This window comes from Lutimaribacter marinistellae (assembly GCF_042648365.1).
Taxonomy (GTDB): Bacteria; Pseudomonadota; Alphaproteobacteria; order Rhodobacterales; family Rhodobacteraceae; genus Lutimaribacter_A; species Lutimaribacter_A marinistellae.
Map to the genome: position 1 here is coordinate 1 of NZ_JBHRXI010000008.1, position 19,668 is coordinate 19,668.

The following is a 19,668-nucleotide window of genomic DNA, read 5'->3' on the forward strand; positions in this document are numbered from 1 at the left end:
AGCGCCCTCCCGAAACCACTTTCATCGCGCAAGCCGCCCAACGGCGGCTCCCTGCGTTCGCGGTAAAAACAAAAGCATCAAGATCAACGCACCCTCAAACCCGACCCCCAGAAGAAACAAATCCACCCTCAGGCCCAGGCACGCACACGACAAGGATACGGGCGTCGCGATCTCCGCCGGATGCATAGAGGTGACCAACGGAACTGTCGAAATAGATGCTGTCACCGGCCGCAAGGTGAACGGGATCGCGCCCCTCGACGAAGACCGTCACTTCGCCCTCCATCACGATCAGGAACTCCTGCCCGGGGTGACGCACGAAGTCTTCGAAATCGACAAGTTCCCGCGCCTTGAGCGACCCCATCATCGGCGTCATCGCCTTGTTCCAAAGGTCCGGAAAAAGCATCTCGTAGACGTAGTTCTGCGTCTCCTGCCGCTCGAAATCCCCTCCCCGCGCTACCGCAAAACTCCCAGCCTCGAAACGCTGACCCTCAGCGGTGAAAAAAACCGCCAGATCAACGCCCAAACCAACCGAAAGCTGCGATAAACGATCATACGTCAACGAAATCACGCCAGACGATCAATTTCTGGGCAACCTTCGTCTTTGGCGATCCGAAGATACTGGGAAACCTTGGCATGGGGCGGTTGAACCGGTAGCCTGTTGGAACTCTGGCACAGTTGAAAGGGCCGCGTGTACCCCAAGCCGTTTCGGCGATCGGGACGCGCCTTTCGTCACTCTGCGCGCCTTTGGTTGCGCAACTGCCAGGGAGAGTTTCTCATGCCCATGTCACCTGATCGGCCTATGCGGATTCCGGATCATATTCATTCTTCGGCCAAAACAGCGCGCTCGGCGGGTTGCGAGGTTTCGCGGCGCGAGTTCCTTGCGACTGCCACCAGCTTTGGCGTCGGGGCTGCCGCCGCTTACGGCATGCTTGGAGTGGCGCGTCCGGCCGCCGCACAGGGCACGCCCGAAATGGGCGGCACTGTTCGGATCCAGCAGGAGATCGTGACGCTTCGCGATCCGCGGAAGTTCGATTTCAACAGCCTCGCCAACTTCACCCGCGGCTGGCTGGAATATCTCGTCGAGTACAATTCTGACGGCACCTTTACCCCGTCGCTGCTGGAAAGCTGGGAAATCAACGACGATGCCACCGAATACACTTTGAAAGTACGTCCTGGCGTGACGTGGAACAACGGTGATCCCTTCACCTCTGCAGATGTCGCTCGCAACATCGAAGGATGGTGTGACAGCACGGTTGAAGCGAATTCCATGGCTATCCGCTTCGGCACCATCGTCGACGAGGATACCGGTAAGATGCTGGATGGTGCGGTGACGACACCGGATGAATTGACGGTTCGTATCGTGTTGCCCCGGCCCGATATCTCGCTGATTGCAAGCATGGCGGACTACCCGGCTGCGATCGTGCATGAGAGTTTCAAGGAAAACGACATGCTGGAGAACCCGATCGGGACTGGCCCTTACTTGCCCGAGTTCTACTCGGTCGGTGAGGCTTGGGCCTTGAACCGGAACACCGATCACACTTGGTGGAATGAGGGTAACGGCGCCTGGATGGATCGAATCGAGGGCATCGATTTCGGCTCTGATCCTTCGGCACATTTCGCGGGGGCCGAATCCGACGAGTTCGACGTTACATATGACACCGAGGGTGACTTCATTCCCGCCTTCGACCAACTCGACGGATGGACCAAGCACACGGTGACGACCGGTGCCGTGGTTCTGGCTCGGCCGAACCAGCAGGCCGAGGTGAACGGAGTAACCCCCTATGGTGATGCACGCGTGCGTCGCGCTCTGGCTTTGGCGGTAGACAATGCGGCCGTCCTGGAACTGGCCTACAACGATCTCGGCGCGGTGGGTGAGAACCACCATGTATCGCCCGTGCATCCTGACTATGCCGACATCGGGCCCGCCGAGTACGATCCGGAAAAGGCTCTGGCCTTGTTGGAAGAGGCTGGAATGGCCGATTTCGAGCACGAACTGATTTCGCTCGACGCCGCTTTCTGGAAAGCAACTGCGGATGCCATTGCGGCGCAATTGCGTGATGCGGGCATTCCGATCAAGCGTACGGTGATCCCGTCGTCCTCGTTCTGGAATGACTGGGCGAAGTATCCTTTCTCGGTCACCAACTGGAACCATCGTCCCTTGGGCATTCAGACATATGCGCTTGCATATGTTTCCGGGAAAAGCTGGAACGAGTCGGGTTTTGCAAATGCCGAGTTCGATGCCTTGGTTGAAAAAGCGTTGGCGACCCCGGATGTCGAAGCGCGCCGAGCGATAATGGAGCAGCTTGAACAGATCATGGTCGACGAAGGTGTGATAATCCAACCCTATTTCAGGGGGTTGGCAAACCACGCAAAGTCGAACCTGAATGGTGCAGGCATCCATGTCAGCCAAGAAATGAAGCCGCAATACATGTTCTGGTCGGCGTAGACTTCGCCGCACCTAACTGAAAGGCCGCCCCGAGGGGCGGCCTTTTTCGTCAGAGCATCAGCACCAGAAGAACGAAAAACCCCCAATACATCAGCATGAAGTGGTTCGACTGGGCCCATTGATGACAATACCAATACGCGAAGTAGTTCCCTCCGATCACGAACCCTGCCCAGATCGAAACGAACAGGGTCGAACTCAGAATTGCGGCACCTGTTGCAAGAGTTCCGGCGACAACCCCGGCTGCTGCCAGAGCCAGCAGCAGTGCCGAAAGCAACAGCAGAACCGCAGCCAGCGTTTCGAACAGACGAACCGTCCGGAACATACGTCCGATTAGTTCGGGCGAGTCGATGCGGCGATGTGCAATTATCGCGAAATCGTCAGGGTACATCTGCTCCATCAGTTCCATACGAACCACCAGCGCGACAGCCTCTTCGTTTAGCCGCGGATGTATCCAGTTGTCGGCAACGGCGACCGTCATCCAGACGCCCAGGCCTGCGACCAGGGCAGCATCCACAAGAAATAGGATCGCTACCATCGCTGCCTCAAGCCATTTCCGGCTCGATACGGATCGCGTCGAGACCGTCGCTTTCGCGAACCGAAGAGCAAATGCTCGACAGCTTGCGCGGCTGTTCATAAGGCCAGGGTGTACCCCTGTGCATCACCGCCCGCTGGTCCCACAGCAGGACATCGCCCACCGACCATTGATGCGAATAAACGAAACGCGGCTGTGTACAGAACTCGGTGAGTTCGGCAAGCAATGCCTCGCTCTCTTCGGCGTCATAACCATCTACGGCAAAAGCATGGCTGGCGAGGTAAAGCGCCTCACGCCCGTTCACCGGGTTGGGCCAGACCGATTTCCAATGCTGGTCGGGCCATTTGTTGAACATCGGCAGTTTCGACAATTCCTCCGAGATCTTCTTGCGGGAATGGCTGTAACGGTGCCAGATCCCGCGCCCCTCGACTCGCGTCCTGAGATCGGCGGGCATCTCGGCCCAGGCTGCGCGCGTGGACGCAAGCTCGGTTGCGCCGCCCTCGGTGGTTACAACGCGCCCGACGAGAATGTTCACCAAGGAGGGCACCGGCAAGAACGTACTGTCTGAATGCCACAGAAAGTTCGACTTCAGATTCAGTGTTTTGAGGTCCATCTCACCGCTTGTGGTGCCGTCATCGAGAACGTTCGACACTTCGGGGATCTTGAATGCTTCACCCGGTTTGCGCGTGTCGGCTTCGCGGTCCTCTATGGGACCGAACAAACCGGCGAGTTCCAGGTGCTTTTCCGGCGCCAGATCCTGCCCGCGAAAAAGCAGGGCGGAGTGCTCTTCGAAAAGTGCGCGGATCTCTGGAAACAGGTTCTCCGCCGTCACAACCATCAAATCAAGGCCATGTACCTCGACGCCAAAAGTCGGATTGAGCGGGGTCAGGTCAAACTGTGTCATCCTACTTCTCTCTTCCTAAGTCTCGTTCTTGTGGCCCATGGCCTCGATTTCTTCGGGGGAAAGGTGCCGCAGCTTTTCCCAAACGCGGGATTTGCCAGGATTCAATAGCCCCTTCGGGTCCAGCCGTTTCTTCCACGCCAAATGTCGGTAATCGGGCTGCATGTGATTGCCCTCGATCGCGTTGAGATGCGCGTCATAAACGGTGAAGCCGTCGGACTCGTAAGTCGCATTTATCTCGGCAAGCCGTTCGGGGTTCTTGAACCAGATGATAGGAAGGTCAGCGGTGAGAACCTTGCCGCCCGCCCGTGTGAACTCGTGATGCGACCAGACATCGTCGCCGAGTTTATTGCGCATCGCGGCCACGCGGTCGCTATCAGAGGGATCAGGCACGCCGATCTGTTGATAGGTCGCGCTTCGGTCCGATTTGAGAACCTGAAGCGTGGTGTGATTATAGGCGAACTCGAACACGTGGGGCAGTCTCAGCCGCGTGCGCTCCTCTTCGTCCATGGCAAGGTGAACGGTACCGCCATGTGCCTCGATGAGGTTACGGAATGCCGGCAGTTGGTCGCGAGGAACCAGAGAAACAAGCAGATGCTTTCCCTTGGGAACGTGGTTTTCCAGGCGAGGAAAGTAATCGCAGATTCGCGAGTCCACCGTCGAACAAAGCTTGCGAGCGATGTCTTCATCCGGCGCCGAGGCGAGTGCATAGCCCGCGCGGTAGCAATCGGCATAGTCGTCGAAGCCCGCCATGCAACCGATCCAGTCCTGCGTAGGCACGGTTCGCAAGGTGACCTCGGTGATCGCGCCATTGAGACCCCAAGCATGGTGTATTTGAAGAACGTCATCGCCGTCGAAACTGTGTTCGACCGGTTCCGCCTCCATCGACAGGGCCTTGATACTGATGATGTTGCCGTTCTCGCGAAGCGGCCCGTTGGCAACCGAGCCGATCCCGGCCGATCCACCGGCAACAAAACCTCCGACAGTGGCGATGTCCTGCGTGGACGGAAACATCGCCATCTCCCAACCTTCCGGTTGCAGGGCGGCGTTGATGTCAGCCATCAGCGCTCCTGCCTCGGCCCGGACGAACCCGTCACCGATTTCAAGGATACGGTTCATTGCAGTGGTTTCGATGATCAGGCCCCCCTCCAGCGGTACGGCCTGCCCATAGTTCCCAGTGCCGCCACCACGCAGAACCACGGGAATCTCTTCAGAATAGGCAACGGCCAGACACTGCGCCAATTCTTGCCGCGTTTTGGGAAGTGCCACGAGATCGCCAAAGCACTTGCGCAATTCCTGATTGAGGATCGGCGAATACCAGAAAAAGTCGCGCGAACGCTTCTTGACCAGAACCGGCTCATCAATCACCTCGACCGGCGCAAGGCTTTGTGCGATCGCGGCCCAATCCCGTTCGGTGTCGTGTTGTTTTTCCGGAACATCATTCATGTCGGAACTCCATGCAGGTCGACCAAGGGAACCGGTCGCGGCAGGGCGCTGAGCAATTCCGAGGTCGAAAGAGCGTCGAACGAAAGAAGATCCCCCAAGGCAGCCCCGTCGACGGTTTGAGGTGCCAGTCCCAGGGCGATTTGCGCCCCGGTGGTGATCATGGGAAGTATTTCGTCAAAGGGCGGGTCGAGGTGTGCCGCCAGGACCGTCAGCGACAAGACAGAAACCGGATCATGTCGTCCAATCGGACAGAAGGCATCGCGCACATTGTCCGTCCCGACCACGACATTCACGCCTGCTGCGCGCAGTTCGTGCACACGGGTGATTCCGCGCCTGTCCGGTGTGCCCGCGTTTCGGCCCTGCAGGTAGAGGTTGGTCTGCGGCAGGACGGCGACAGAAATGCCGGCGCGCGCAAGTTTGTCTGCGATCCGTTTCACAGATTCGGGCCGCTGGTTGGCAAGGCTGCAGGCATGACCGCACAAGACCGGGCCTTGGAAACGCGCTGCCAGCGCAGCGTCTGCGATCCGTTCCAAGCCGTCGAGGCCGGGTTCGAGCCCTTCATCGACGTGAAAATCCAGCGCAAGTCCAAGGCGGTCAGCCTCGCGAAACGTGTTTTCCAGCCCCTTGTCGCGTTCGGGCTGGTCAAACAGGAAAGCGCCAAGAACGCCACCATCCGCCGCTACCCGGCTGGCACAGCGTCGCGCGTAGCCATCATCAGAGAGTTGGTCGATACCGGTCAGCGCGGCGCGTTGCAGGCACAACCCGGCATCCTTTGCCAGCTCTGCCAATACGTGCCAGGCGAGTGGAGGACGGTCCCCATCGGCATCGTCGCCCCAATCGACATGGGTGCGTACTGCGCTGCACCCCGCCTTTTTCAGTTCGCGCAACCCGCGTGCTGCGCGGATGCGGATGTTCTCGGCGGTCCAGGTCGCCTTGTCTGCTCGTTGTGCCTCTATCGCCTCGTGCAGGTCTCCGCCGACGTCGTGCATCCGGTCAATGCTGTGGCATTTGTCGAGGTGTACATGCGCTTCGGTCAATCGCGGCAGGACAAGATGCGCGGGCTTCGTCTGGGAAGGGTGGAGTGCCACGGCCCGCCCCTCCACGATCAGCAAGTCGCCAGCCAAGCAATCGGCGACTGGTATGCCACCGAAACGCGCCGGATCAGAAACAAGCGATCGCGGCACCAATACGCCGGGTACGGAAAAAGACCCTCCACCGACACGGTTCATGAAGACGGCCTCCGGTGGTCGAAGCGGGCGAATTCGGCGAGGAAAGCGGCAAAATTCCTTGCAGCGCTTGATATCAGGGCCTCACCCTTTTCTTTCGTTGCAGCAGCAGCATTTCCGCACGCGCCCAAGGGGTGCATGTCTTGGGCCATCCAGCCGGGATTGGCAGGTTTGCCCGACAGACCGACATTCGGAAACCGGCTCTCCCAGTCCGACATGGCCGGACGAAAATTCTGTGCCAGCGCCATGTCGACGCGGTCGGGACGAAGGGCAAGCATTGCCGATGTCTCGCTGTCACCGGCATGGATGTCGTGTGCATACTCATGTGGTTCGAAATGGGATTGCCACTCGGCAAAACTGCTCCAGGAACAGGTCACGACGATCATCTCATGCATGATGCGCAAGTCCCGCGCCACGATCTGCAACAGGGCGCTGTTGCCGCCATGGCCGTTGAACAGGACCAGACGCTTGACGCCCGCCCGCGCGACAGAGGCGCCAATGTCACGAAGCACCGCAATGAGGGTTTCACCGGACAAGATCAGCGTTCCGGGAAACTCGATGTGTTCATCGCTTTTGGTGATTTTCAGCGTAGGCAAGATCAGAACCGATTGGTCATCAGCCAAGTCGCCAAGGGCTCGCTCTGCTACGGCATCGATAAGGTCACTGTCTACCGACAGTGGAAGGTGCGGGCCGTGCTGCTCGGTCGCCCCAAGTGGCAAGACCGCCACAGTGTCCTCTGCGAGGGTCGAAAAGCTGGACGAGGGCAGATCTGCCCAGAATCCCTGTACGCTCATGTCACCACCCCTGCGGGCAGGACAGGATACAACTGATTTACTTCATCACACGATGTTTTGGGATCGCGCATTGGATCACCCCTGACTTTCTCCCGAACCGGGAGGTGAATTGGGTGGCCCTGAAACTCATCTGTGCCTGAGATGCAGCCTAAAGTTTTCAGAACTGATCGGATCTGGCAAGGTTTTTCTGACACAACAGGAAAGCTGTCAAAGATATGAAAGCCTTGAACCCCGAAACACTGCGCGCGCCCTTTGCTGCTTACTCACATGGAACCGAGATACCGTGTGGAATGCGACTGATCCGAACGTCCGGGCAGCTTGGTATCGAAGCCGATGATTCGATCCCGGACAGTCCGTTTGATCAGGCCGTGATCTGTTTCGGGAACATTCGCGCAATCCTAGCAGAGGGGGGGATGACACCCGAAGATGTGGTGCATGTCACCGGCTATGTCACCGCACGCGAGCACATGGCAGGGTACATGCGTGCCCGAGATGCCTTTATTGGCGATGCATCTCGCTTGCCCAGCTCAACCCTGCTGATCGTCTCGGGGTTCACCAAGCCGGAGTTCAAGGTCGAGGTAGAGGTATGGGCTGCTCAAGCTGTCGCTGAATAGCCCGCCGGCAGTTTACTGGCGCAACAACTCGGTGGCTGCCGCTATGAGGTCGCGCAGATTTACCGGTTTTTCCAGTCTTGCGCAGTTCCCGAATTCCATTGGGAAGCTCTTGGCCGACGAGTAACCGGTGAGGAAGAGGAAAGGCGTCCCGCTGTCGAGCAGGCGATGAGCGATGGGCCAGGTATCGCCGTCGTCGACCGAGACATCGAGTATTGCGCAGTCGAAACCGCCCCGCGCGGCGATAGGAATGGCTTGAGCGCAGGAGGCGAGGGGGCCGACCACTTCGGCTCCTTGCGACCTCAATTCCTCGGCTAGATCCTGACCAACGATAGCCTCATCTTCCACCAACAGGATACGCTTTCCGGCCAGCGCAAGATTTTTGCTGCGCCGCCCGGGAGCCAATGAACTCTTCCTTGCCTCCGCGATACCACTGGCTGTGGACGGGGAGGGTATGGAAAAGTGAACCCTCATGCCTTCTTTTTCGGCATCGAAGTGTACTGCCCCTTTCAAATCGCCTTCGACGATCAAGGTGATGAGCCGGGTCCCGAAACCCTTTCCTACCTCGGCGGTTTCGATTTCGGGGCCCCCCTGTTCGGTCCACTGGATGTCAAGCCGGGTTTCACCATCGACCTGCTCAAAGGCCCATTCGCACCGCACCGACCCACCAGGTAGCGTGAGCGCACCGTACTTCGCCGCATTGGTGGCAAGCTCGCCGAAAACGAGGGCCATGCCCTGAGCAGCCTTTGGTGCGACTAGCAGATCGGGGCCTTCCAGTACGACGTTTCCACCTTGATCGAAGGGTCTTAACGTCTCGGCGATCAGAAGGCGTAGCGAGGCACCGCGCCACCGTTCCTCGGACAGGAGCCCGTGCGAAGTTCCCAAAGCCTGTAAGCGCGCCTTTACCGCGTCGCGAAAGGGCGATGGTGCCTTCGACAGTGACTGGTTGACTATCGACTGCACCACGGCCAGCACGTTCTTGACGCGATGATCCAACTCGGCGGTAAGCGTTTTCAGCCTTTCTTCGGCTTCCTTCTGCGCCGAAATGTCGAAGTTTGCACCGATCATCCGGATGGGACGCCCCGCCTCGTCCCGTTCGATCCGAGCACGCGCAAGGATCCAGAAGTCTTGTCCATCCCCTTTGCGTGCGCGCCATTCGGCCTCGAAAGTATCTTCTGATCCTTCCAGTGCCGTACGGACGACGTCCTCGGCGTGAGCGATATCATCAGGATGGACCAGACGTGCCCAATCCGAGTATGTGCCGCCGAAGCTTCCGACAGGGATGTTGTAGAGTCGCTCGATCTCGGGACTCCAATGGTTCACGTCTCGCGTGATGTCCCAATCGAAGGTACCGACGCCTGCGACCTCTTGCGCGAGGCGCAGTTGCGTTTCACTCAGGTCGAGGCGCCGCATCGCGCGATCGCGGTCAATGCCCAGCCATATGCGTTCAGCGGCCTCGCGAAGAAGATCTTCTTCCTCCGCCTTCCAATCACGTGGTTCACGGCAATGAACATAGAAGACGCCCCGCCAGGCGCCCTCGCGGTTCAGCGCGACCGCCAGAAACGCACGGATCTGCGCAGCGGCGAGGAATTGGCGCTCTTCGGGTGAAATGCGTGGGTCCGACGAGACATCCGCGACCCGGATTGCTTCGCCCTGGCGGTAGTCAAGTAAAAAGGCGGCGCCAAAGGCCGAGACAGAACCCGACCCTTCGAACTGTGGTACGCCATCCGTGTATCCCGGCATCGCATCGAACGTGTCGCCATCGATGTTGGCAAAGGACGCGCGATTGACGCCCAGTCCCGGACCGATCACCGCGGCGGCCTCGTTGATCAGCTCCGTCGGATCGTTGAGGAACCGCATGCGATTGGCCAATTCGATACGCAACTCCGCGAGGCGCGCGAGATCCGATTGAAAGGGTGGCGTGCTCATGTGGAAGAGTTCCTGTTGCCTGTGCCAGCTTCACAGCAGCAAGAAGACAAAGGCAAGCAGGTATCAACCAACTTTGGAATAGCATTGGCACGCACGAAGGCGGCCGCGCTTTGTCGGTCGTCGCATGTTTTGGTTCAGAGGCGGCTTGGGCTCAGATGAAATCGATATCCGCGAAAGTCACCAGACCCGGAGTTGCATGATCGACCTGAACCGATCCGCCCGCCCAGCTGACAAGCGTGCCGTTGACGTTTGGCGTGATCGTTGTTCCTGCCTGTGTCACCGGTCCGGAAATGGCGATCCGGTCAAAGCCGTCTCCCCATCCGGTGATCAGATCGTTGCCCGTGCTGAAGGCAGTGTTGAACACAAACACATCAGCGCCCAGCCCGCCCGTCATCGTGTCGTTGCCGATGCCGCCATCCATTCTGTCGGCATTGTTGCCGCCGAATAGGCGGTCATTGCCCCACTGGCCAAACAGCACGTCATCGCCGCCACCGCCGTTCATTGTGTCGTTTCCGTATCCACCGTAGACGGTATCGCGACCGAAGGCGTTCCCCTGTCCGTTATCGTTGAAGACATCGTCACCCCCGTTGAGATAGACAAGATCGGGCCCGTCATCACCCCAAACGGTATCGTTGCCATCCCCGGCGCGTATCGTGTCACCGAAACTGCCGCCGTGGATCTGGTCATTGCCCAATCCGCCTTCGACGCTGTCTGCATGCTGGCCAGCCCAGACGGTGTCGTTCCCGCCATTGGCCCGTATCGTGTCCTGGCCGGTCCATCCGTAAATCAGATCATGTCCGAACTGGTTGTTCTGGGCGTTGTCGATGAATTCATCGTCGCCAGCCTGAAGGTAAACGACGTCGCGACCGTCACCACCCGTCACCGTGTCGTTGCCGTTGCCCCCTCGAATGATATCGGCGAACGAGCCGCCGTCGATGAGGTCGTCCCCGTCTCCGCCGCGCAGATCGTCTTCCCCCGAGCCACCTCGGATGGTGTCATTCCCTCCACCCCCGTTCACGGTGTCGAGGCCGGTGCCTGCAGATATGCTGTCGGCGCCGAAAAATCCGGTTTGCGCATTGTCGTTGAAAAGGTCGTTGCCGTCCCCAAGGTCAACCACGTCGCGGCCGTCGCCTCCCTCGACGGTATCGTTTCCGTTCCCTGCCGCGATGTTGTCGGAGAAGGTCCCGCCGCGGATGGAATCGTCTCCTTCGCCGCCAGAAAGACTGTCTTCACCGGAGCCACCGTCGATCGTGTCGTTGCCGCCACCCCCATTAATGGTGTCTAGACCCGAGCCACCCTCGACACTGTCGGCCCCGTTGGCGCCGGTTTGGTTGTTGTCGTTGAAAACGTCGTTGCCCGCGCCAAGAAAAACGCGGTCTGGTCCGTCATCTCCAAAAACGGTATCATTTCCGGCATTCCCGCGGATCGTGTCACCAAAGCTTCCGCCGCGCAGCAGATCGTTGCCATTGCCGCCTTCGATGCTGTCTTCGCCTGCGCCACCATTCAACGTGTCGTTACCGCCGAAGCCCAGCAGGATGTCCGGACCGCCCAATGCCTGGATGTCATCAACGGCATCGCTTCCGAAATAGATCTCGCCAGCGTTGGTCAGGGTTTGTGTGTTCGGTCCGCCGGGCGAAACAACGACGGTGCGCGGGTCAGCTGTCAGACCTCCCACACCAACCTGCACACCATTCATGATCAAAGCTTCGATATTCGTTAGAAAATCGATCCCCTCATTGGGTGTGATGGCATAGAAACCGCCTGTTCCCGCGACAAACACGATGTCGGCTTGGGCGGCGGCGTAAACCGCGACATCGGTTTCCGGAGCCGCACCCGTTCCACCGTCAAGGTAATCATTTCCCCTTCCGCCAACGAGGGTGTCCGTTCCCGCATAACCGAAGATCGTGTCGTCACCGTCATTCCCGTCGAGGGTCGTGAAGTCACCGTTGAAATTCTGTCCATGGATCACATCGTCAAAAAGCGACCCCAAAAGCCTTTCCACGTTGAGGTATATGTCGCCCACGGCATGCCCCGTCGAGGCATATCCCGGGTTGCCCGGCGCATTGAAGAGGTCGATTACAAGGCCGGTTGGAGAGGATTCGTAACTGGCAGTGTCAATGTCGCCGGGATTCGATATGAGTCCGCCGTTGAAGGTATCGGCACCGGCACCGCCGTCCATGGTATCGCTTCCCGCGCCACCATCCAGGCCGTCATCCCCGATACCGCCGATCAGGCTGTCATTGCCGGTGCCTCCGAAGAGTTGATCGTTGCCGGTCCCGCCATCGATCAGATCGTTTCCATTGCCGCTCCCGTCGACGTTGTCGCCATAAAGCCCGGTGTCATTGCCGTTACCGCCGAAAATCGTGTCATTGCCAGCCCCGCCGGTGACGAAACCGTCATCTCCGCCGCCCGCGTTGATCAGGTCGTTGCCGTCTTTGCCATCGATGCGGTCCACACCCCCCAGCCCGTTCAGAACGTCATTCTGCGCCGCGCCGACAAGGCCGTTGTCACCATTCGTTCCGGTCAAATTGCGGTCAAACTGGTCGAGATATGTATTGAGTGCGCTGAAATCGCCAGTGCCAAAGCTTTGTGCGACGGCTGTACCCAACGCTGCTGCCGAGATGCCGCCTGTCGCGATGGTTCCGACCGTTTCGAGGTTCGAGGCAAGTTCGGTTGCCGCAACCTGGGCCTGGTAGACCGCAATGCCACCGATGTTATTGATGTAATCAGGTGTTCCCAATGCCCAGATGGCCCGGCGGGCATCGTTGAACTCAACCGTGAAGGATGTGATCGTGCCGCCCGTGAACACGGGTACCGTACCGCCACCTTGAACCGCAGCGGTTCCCATTGTCAGTCCGGTACCGTTGAACGTGATCCGTCCCTGCCAGTTGGGGTCGCGTAGAACCACCTGCGTGGACGTCGCCGATACCAGAAGCGGAGGCGATGAACCAAAGATCACACCATCGGCGAAGTAACCGTCAACGCCCATGAAAATGTGTTCGGCGTCGGTCAGGATTGTTCCAGTCCAAGTCATCTCAATACCTCAATGTCGCAATACTCGAATGGGGCGCCGCAATGTTGGAGATGAAAGGCTGCCCGGCCTTTCACGGCCAAATGCCGCGCCCCGGAAATGTCGTGGAGGTTACGCGATTCCGTCCTCATCGCCAACGGTCTTGAGGTCGGAGCCGCCACGGCCTAACGCCGACGGAGTACGACCGCCAAAGCCTATTGGCCCGGCCAGCGCAATGCTCCGAACACCGTGGGCAATCTCAAACGACCTCCGCCGGTTCGGAGGGGGGATGGTTTGCCGGGCGCCGGTGGGTCATCGGTTTCGGCTTTGGCGGCGACAGTTGCGCGTTGGAAGGGGCTGGTCGGAGATAGGGCGATACGATCGGCCGCCCACCGCGCGACTTGAGGAGTCGCTACGCTGGTCCCGTTCATGCTCACACGCGACCCGCTACTGGATCCTGCGCTCAACACCCCGTGAAGAACGAGACTGTCGTCGCTGACGGCAGAGGCGTCAGGCCCGGCCAGGCGAAAACCGTTCAGTGTGGGTCCGCCGGCAGAGTAGGAGGCCATTGTCGAATTGGAACGCACATACCCGGCAATCACCGCTGGCAGGTTGCCGCAAGCGATGCCGTTGATCATGCCCGCCCGCGAAACGGCACTGTCAGGGGCAATCGGGTCGTCCAAGAGTGGCGCTCCCCCCGGTTTGTCGAACCGACGATAAGTTGGATCCGACAGGTAGGATTGCCGTCCGAACTCCGGGAAGCCAGGCAGGGTTTCATCTCGCTGAACCCAGATGTGCAGAACCAAGTCATCCAGATCATTGCCTTTGACCAACCGCAGCTGCCAATCACCAAACGGCGCAACGGGACCAGAACTCTCCAAGTGTTCCGTCGGTACGGCCAATACGGTAAATTGACCACGCTGTGTTGGCGGCGCTGGAGGCCGGTAGGCTATGACACCGACGATTTCCTTAACGCCCGATGGCGTGGTTCTTTTCAGGAAACTGTGTTGAGGCGTCATCCCCGCGACAAGCGACTTGGGCGTTCCGAAGCCCGGAATGCTGACCTCGACCTTGACCGCGTCGTCTACAGGCGTCAGCGCCGGCAGCCATATGCTGAGGATCGAGGCGCTGCGATCACCAGGTTGTATCCGCCAGTTCAGGTCCTGCGACGGTTCTTGCTCGGTCAGCCGGACAAGCCCATGACACCTTGAAAGGTTCCCGTTCCCAGAAGGCAGCACCAGAAGTCGAGGCCGTTTGGAGGCCGAGGCCATATCCGTCAATTTGGCGTCGATGGCGCGCGCGATCTCGCTGGTGCCATCATGCGGCCCCATGAAATTACCAAAGCTGAAATTGATCACGAGCGGGACATCGGCGACTGATCTTCCGATAACGTAGTGATCCAGGCGTTTGGAAATGAAATCCAATGCCTGTTCCAACGCGTCTTCCAACCCGTATCCAAGGGTGTTTGACACCAGCCTTGTCGGCAATTGCACGGCAATAATCGGTCGATCGAGTCCGGGATCGTCTTGGGGTTTGTAGCCGGCGGCAAGGCCTGCGACATGTGTTCCGTGCGACACGCGATGCGCGCAAGCATTGAACGGGCGGGTTTTGTAATCGATCAGACCGAGGTCGCGATACACTGCAGCCTCGTCCAACAAACCGTCATGGAAATTTGCTTTTAGGATCGTCTCGATTTCGCACCGCGTCCATACGCGGCCAAGGGTGCTGGGGATCTTTGCACTCGCATCGGGAAACGCGTCCATGTCCAGAAAGAAATCGACACGGCTTCGCAAAAGGTTCCCGCTGCCGTCATCCGCACGAAAGAGGTCATGCGCAACTGCGATGCCGTGATCGATCACGGCAGTCACAACCGTCGTTGACGTTGCCGGCACCTCGATGGTCGGTGGGAGGAAGGGTTCGCCGGGAGGGACAACGGTTCCTTCCCGCAGTGGAGTGCTGACGGTTACGGATCGGATCCCAAGTCGCTCTTCTCCGTCCGGAGCATTGACGGCATTCAGGTAGTTCCGCCGGGCATAGATCGTTATCACGTCAAGGTCGGTGCGTTTCCACGCGTCCTTATCGTACTCTCCGGGGATCACCAATGAATTCGAAATCGGCGGATCGCCGGGATAATCGAGTGCCTTGCTGACCAGTTGCTCTATCGTAAGGCTCTTTCCTTCCTTGTCGCGCGCAACGCTTGCTAGCGCGAGAAACCACTGTTCCTCGAATGCAGCGCTGCGCTTTTCCGGATCATCAGTTTGCCCGATACCTATATCTTCGGCGACGAACCTCTCCATCGTGTTCAAGGCGAAATCCGTCAGCGGGTTGCGCGGAATGTCCCTTGGGTCGAGGTCTTCCCATTCGAAAGCCATGAGTTCTTCCCCTTGCTGTCAATTGTCGTGACCTGACTAGATGTCCTTCCACTCCGCTTTGGCTTTCTTCCAAAGCCAGTCCAAAGGTTCTGACGTTATGGGGGTTCCGCTCGGGTTCGGAATCGGCTTGCTATCAACCCAGCCTGTTTCGGTTTGCTTTGGGTTTGTTGCGTCCGTGTCGAAGTAATCTCGCCATTCGAAATCCATGGTGCTGGGATAGGCCGTGCCGTCAAATGCCCAACTTTCTGATGGCTCTTTTTTCGTGCATCGGCGGGTGAAGTACTCGCCCAAAGCCAGACCGAGAGTCGCACCCGCGGCACTGTCGACTGGAAAGTGTACACCGGCCACCGTCCGGTTTATCGCGATGCGTGCCGCCTGCCGCATCAGCATGGTTCCCCATACTGCTTCGGAGTACGGTTTCACCCCTGCAGCCCTGAGGAGAGCCCAGAGGACCCGCGCCATGGTGAACGCCTCGGTCGAATGACCGCTTGGCAGACTGCCGTGTGACGGTGTCCAGATCATCGGCTGGATCTGCGGGGAGTATTCGATCGGGCGTTTGCATGCCAAAGCATATTTGAGACGCATTTCGACGAAGTTTGCCAACCAATGCGCGGTTGCCAGCAATTCGATCGTGTAAGGTGTGCGCGCCGGTTCGATGAAGGATATCGCGCGCAGAAACTCGGTCGGCGTCCCCAACTGTGCCAAAATCTCGGCCATCCGATCTTGCCGCAGATCCGCGTAATTGGCGACCAATGTCAGTTGGTCGATGAACACGTCCTGTGTCGGTCGCCGCATCGAGATCAGATGCTCGTACTCCGTATCGGGAACGGAAGAACCTGCTGTTAGGGACAAATGGAAAACCCGCGCCCAACCGGGATCGCTTGATGTTGCGGCAGGTTCGAACGCAAACCCGATGCGGCTGCCAAGTTCCAGGGCATAGATGCTGGCCCGAACCGCGGGCGCCAAACGCGCAAGATAAGCGGTTTGCTCTTCCTTGTTGGGGTTGACTGCATTGGCGTTCGTTATCGGGTTCCAAGTGCCCGCAATGCCGTCGTAGTTGGTAATCAGGGCTTGAGAGATCAACGGCGGGTTGGCGGGGCCGGGGCCACCGAAAGCGCCAAACGCCCCGAACGCCCCAAAGGCGCCAAATGCCCCGCTACCGGTGAATGCGCCGAAAGCTCCAAAAGCACCGAATGCGCCCTCGGGCGCCACGTTAGATGCATTGGCCATGTCAGTCCCTCCGATCTATAAGATGTTGTCAATCGTCTTCAGTCCGGTATTCCAATCTCTTTGAGTGTCTTGGCAAAGGCCTGCCCCACCGAAAAATCGGCGCTGGGCGTGGAACGTTTCCAACGGCTGATCGAGAAATCAGGATCCAGCCGTATGATCTTGTCCGCCGCGCTGCGCGCTGCGGTATGGTTCCCAAGGCGCCATTCTGTCACGGCTAACATCCGAAGTGAGGACATGTGCAGGCGGTTAAGCCGCAACGAGCTTTTGATCAGTTCCAATGCGCGCGGATAATCCTCGGCGGCGAGGCTGGCGCTTCCGGCAAGACACTGGAAAAAGAAGCGATGGGGATCGCGTGGCGCAAGGTGCAAAGAGCGTTCGGCATCCCGCACCGCACGCTGCCCGTCGCCGCGAAACGCGTAGAGCGTCCCGCGCAGGGCGCGTCCGGTCGCCTCATTCGGCGTGTATTCGAGCGCGCTGTCGTAAAGCTCTTCAGCCTCGTCAAGATCGTGCAATAGGTTTGTCTGCACGAAGCCTTCGGCGATGAGCGCGCCGCTGTTGGTCGGATCGAGATCCAATGCGCGGTGAGTGTGATTGAGCGCTGATCGCGCTTCTTGCTGCAGGTCGGTCGACCAGCCCTGAACCACTTTCAGAACATGCCAGCGCGACTTCCATGCAAGGGGAACGGGGTTGTTTGGAATGCGGTCTATCAGGGCATCCAGCAACTCTCCGGCCCGTATGAAATCCGCGCGCGACAAGCGGTGCATTAGCGCCACCGAGGCCATGAGGATCTCGAAGCTGTCGAGTGACGGGACCGGTTGGCTCATCGCGCGCTTCATTTCCAAATCGAGGATCGCGAGGTGGATGTCGTTGGCGACCTGGGCGAAGATCTCGTTCTTTTCCATGACATGGGCTGCATCCAGTTCGATCCGATCCGACCAGATGATCCGTCCGCTTTGTGCCGAAGAGACAGCAATATCGAGCACGTGCCGGGTATCTCCGGCTGCGCAAGAACCTGAAAGCAGGAAATCCGCGTTCAACGCTTTGGACAATTCCGGCAGCGAGAAGGTTTCGACCCGAATGGCCATTGTGGACAGCCGCGATATGACGTTCATTCTGTGGGATCGTGACAGGGCGGCGATCAGGTCATCGGCAAGCATGTCGCCCCACAGTTGATTGCCGTCAGAACCACGTGTCGAAAAGGGCAGAACGGCAATCGTAGGCAGCAGGTCTTCAGGCGACATCAGGGGTGCCACTCGCGAAACCTCGTCTTGTGTCACCACGCGGAAGGCATGAACCGGATCGACAACGTTCTTGAGGTATACAGGGCCGATATCCTCGAACTCTGCATCGTGACAGTTGGCCAGGGTATCCCGGACACTGGCAGAGGCGACGATCGCCCCGGGATATGCCGTGCTTGCAAGCCGGGCAGCTATGTTTACGTCACGGCCGTAGAGGTCGGCATCCGGTCCACGCAAGACATCACCTGAATGCATGCCGATGCGGATTTCCATGTTCTGCCGGTCAGCGTCGCGCTGGTTGATCGCCGCGAGTTCTTCGCGCATGTTCAGCGCCTCGCGTACGGCCTGAAGCGGGTCGTCGAACTCGAGCATCAGCCCGTCGCCGAGTGTCTTCACAATGCGGCCGGCGCGGTTGCCTGAAATCCGTTGTTCGACCGCAGCAACGAACCCAAGCCAACGACGGACCGTGCCCTCTTCGTCATTGTCAATCAGGCGGACCGAGTCCACGACATCGACAAACACGATCGTCTCGGGAGAGCGCAGCAGCGCCTGCATCCCAAGCATGTCGTCAGGAGAACTCTTTCTTTTTTCTGCCATGCAAAGCACCCCGGAAAGCCGGAGCCGTTAGCTCTAGTATAGCGAAAACCAGATATTTTGCATCCTTTTGGCATGACAGCCGACGTCAGGTGTCGTGGTCACAGGGTAGCTGTTTCATCGCGTGCGATGCAGGGTAGACATGCGCGCGCAATCACAATCCGCACGAAGATGTGCGGGGTCGGTGGACCAACAGAAAGATCCACCAAATCGCGCTTATGACCAAGATGCCTCTGAGGAGCCTACAGGTGGCGCACCAGTGTGCTGTTCTGGGCGTTTTCCGTTGAAGCTGAGCGGCAGGCCCAATCCGCGTATCTCGGGGTTGTCGGGCGCAGCTTGAACCATACCCAGAGCCTCGGTTTGTGCGTGGTCCAATGCCTCGGATATGGTGTTTACCGGGGCACATGGGACGCCGGCCTTGCCAAGCACGTCAAACCAATACTCCTGCGGCTTCCGTTTCAGGAGATCGCCGACCATCCCCTCTATCAGCGCCTTGTTCCGGACACGTGCGGGGTTGTCACGGAACCGATCGTCGTCCGGCCAGTCAGGACGATCGAGTACCTCGGCCAGCTTGCGGAAAAGCGCGTCACTTGCGCAGGCCAGCATGAGAGGGCCGGTTTCCGTCTCGAAGTACCCATAAGGAGAAATGAGGTGATGGCTTGCTCCGTTGCGGCCCGGTTCGTTGCCAGACGCAAGATACGAGCTTGCGGCGACAGCCGTCCATGCCAGGGCGGTTTCAAAAAGCGAGGTCTGAACAAGGCCACCCTTTCCAGTCCTGTGTCGTTCCTGGATAGCGGCGAGAACACCGATGGCCAGCCACATGCCCGAGCCGAAGTCACATACCGAAGGGCCGCACCGGACAGGGGCGCGGTCGGCCTCTCCCGTAATGCTCATGACACCACCGAAGGCCTGTCCAAGGATTTCGTAGCCGGGCAGATCCTTCAGAGGTCCCTTGGGGCCATAAGCGCTGATCTCGGCGTAAATCAGCCGGGGAAACTCGCTGGCGAGCGTATCCGGTCCGAGGCCGAGCCGGTTCAGGGCGCCGGGTCGCAAATTGTGTACCAACACGTCAGCGTCGGCGATAAGCGACCTGCATGTGGCAACGTCGGTTGGGTCTTTCAGGTCGAGAGCAACGGATCTTTTGTTGCTGTTGATCGCATGAAAGACCGCGGCATCTTCGCCCCAGAACGGCGGCCCCCAACGGCGCGCTTCATCCCCGCTGCCGGGGCGTTCGATCTTGATGACGTCCGCCCCAAGATGCGCAAGAATTTCCGAGGCGAAGGGACCAGCAAAAGCCTGCCCAATCTCAACAACGCGGATTCCTGAAAGCTGCATGGTA

General features: G+C 59.0%; 14 protein-coding genes. 2 read left to right on the forward strand and 12 right to left on the reverse strand.

Annotation, left to right across the window (positions count from 1 at the left end; genetic code table 11):
- Window positions 1-94 precede the first annotated feature (94 nt).
- Entirely contained in the window at window positions 95-568 is a 474-nt protein-coding gene (locus ACFORG_RS08360) for a cupin domain-containing protein (protein WP_386734960.1), read from the reverse strand.
- A gap of 207 nt (window positions 569-775) precedes the next feature.
- Between ACFORG_RS08360 and ACFORG_RS08365 the strand changes: the two genes are divergently transcribed.
- Window positions 776-2,446, forward strand: a complete 1,671-nt coding sequence (locus ACFORG_RS08365; RefSeq protein ID WP_386734961.1) for an ABC transporter substrate-binding protein — start codon at window positions 776-778, stop codon at window positions 2,444-2,446.
- Window positions 2,447-2,495: 49 nt separating this feature from the next.
- On the opposite strand, the gene ACFORG_RS08370 is transcribed toward ACFORG_RS08365, so the two are convergent.
- The 5 genes from ACFORG_RS08370 to ACFORG_RS08390 are packed head-to-tail and all read right to left on the reverse strand — an operon-like array spanning window position 2,496 to window position 7,345.
- A complete protein-coding gene (locus ACFORG_RS08370; protein ID WP_386734962.1) occupies window positions 2,496-2,981 on the reverse strand; it encodes a DUF2165 family protein in 486 nt (161 codons plus the stop codon).
- Between the two features lie 7 nt (window positions 2,982-2,988).
- A complete protein-coding gene (locus tag ACFORG_RS08375; RefSeq protein WP_386734964.1) occupies window positions 2,989-3,882 on the reverse strand; it encodes a TauD/TfdA dioxygenase family protein in 894 nt (297 codons plus the stop codon).
- Between the two features lie 15 nt (window positions 3,883-3,897).
- Window positions 3,898-5,325, reverse strand: a complete 1,428-nt coding sequence (locus tag ACFORG_RS08380) for an FAD-binding oxidoreductase (RefSeq protein ID WP_386734965.1) — start codon at window positions 5,323-5,325, stop codon at window positions 3,898-3,900.
- Window positions 5,322-6,554 carry an amidohydrolase family protein gene (locus ACFORG_RS08385; RefSeq protein WP_386734966.1) on the reverse strand — a complete coding sequence of 411 codons (1,233 nt, stop codon included), beginning with the start codon at window positions 6,552-6,554 and terminating at the stop codon, window positions 5,322-5,324. Before ACFORG_RS08385 ends, ACFORG_RS08380 begins: the two co-directional genes overlap by 4 nt.
- Window positions 6,551-7,345 carry a creatininase family protein gene (locus ACFORG_RS08390; protein WP_386734967.1) on the reverse strand — a complete coding sequence of 265 codons (795 nt, stop codon included), beginning with the start codon at window positions 7,343-7,345 and terminating at the stop codon, window positions 6,551-6,553. The genes ACFORG_RS08385 and ACFORG_RS08390 overlap by 4 nt, the downstream gene beginning before the upstream one ends.
- Window positions 7,346-7,560: 215 nt before the next feature.
- On the opposite strand from ACFORG_RS08390, the gene ACFORG_RS08395 reads away from it, so the two are divergent.
- Window positions 7,561-7,959: a RidA family protein gene (locus tag ACFORG_RS08395; RefSeq protein WP_386734968.1), complete on the forward strand. Its 399-nt coding sequence runs from the start codon at window positions 7,561-7,563 to the stop codon at window positions 7,957-7,959.
- 12 nt (window positions 7,960-7,971) lie between these two features.
- Here the strand turns inward: ACFORG_RS08395 and ACFORG_RS08400 are convergent, their stop codons facing one another.
- The 6 genes from ACFORG_RS08400 to ACFORG_RS08425 all read right to left on the reverse strand — a co-directional run bounded on the left by ACFORG_RS08400 (window position 7,972) and on the right by ACFORG_RS08425 (window position 19,664).
- Window positions 7,972-9,885, reverse strand: coding sequence for an HWE histidine kinase domain-containing protein (locus ACFORG_RS08400; RefSeq protein WP_386734969.1), 1,914 nt, complete (start codon window positions 9,883-9,885; stop codon window positions 7,972-7,974).
- A 151-nt stretch (window positions 9,886-10,036) separates the two neighbouring features.
- Window positions 10,037-12,919, reverse strand: coding sequence for a beta strand repeat-containing protein (locus ACFORG_RS08405; RefSeq protein WP_386734970.1), 2,883 nt, complete (start codon window positions 12,917-12,919; stop codon window positions 10,037-10,039).
- A 191-nt stretch (window positions 12,920-13,110) separates the two neighbouring features.
- Window positions 13,111-15,267, reverse strand: a complete 2,157-nt coding sequence (locus tag ACFORG_RS08410) for a S8 family serine peptidase (protein WP_386734971.1) — start codon at window positions 15,265-15,267, stop codon at window positions 13,111-13,113.
- Window positions 15,268-15,303: 36 nt separating this feature from the next.
- Window positions 15,304-16,497: a phosphatase PAP2 family protein gene (locus ACFORG_RS08415; RefSeq protein WP_386734972.1), complete on the reverse strand. Its 1,194-nt coding sequence runs from the start codon at window positions 16,495-16,497 to the stop codon at window positions 15,304-15,306.
- A gap of 38 nt (window positions 16,498-16,535) precedes the next feature.
- Window positions 16,536-18,332, reverse strand: coding sequence for an adenylate/guanylate cyclase domain-containing protein (locus ACFORG_RS08420; RefSeq protein ID WP_386734973.1), 1,797 nt, complete (start codon window positions 18,330-18,332; stop codon window positions 16,536-16,538).
- A 213-nt stretch (window positions 18,333-18,545) separates the two neighbouring features.
- Window positions 18,546-19,664 carry a CaiB/BaiF CoA transferase family protein gene (locus ACFORG_RS08425; RefSeq protein WP_386734974.1) on the reverse strand — a complete coding sequence of 373 codons (1,119 nt, stop codon included), beginning with the start codon at window positions 19,662-19,664 and terminating at the stop codon, window positions 18,546-18,548.
- Window positions 19,665-19,668 lie beyond the last annotated feature (4 nt).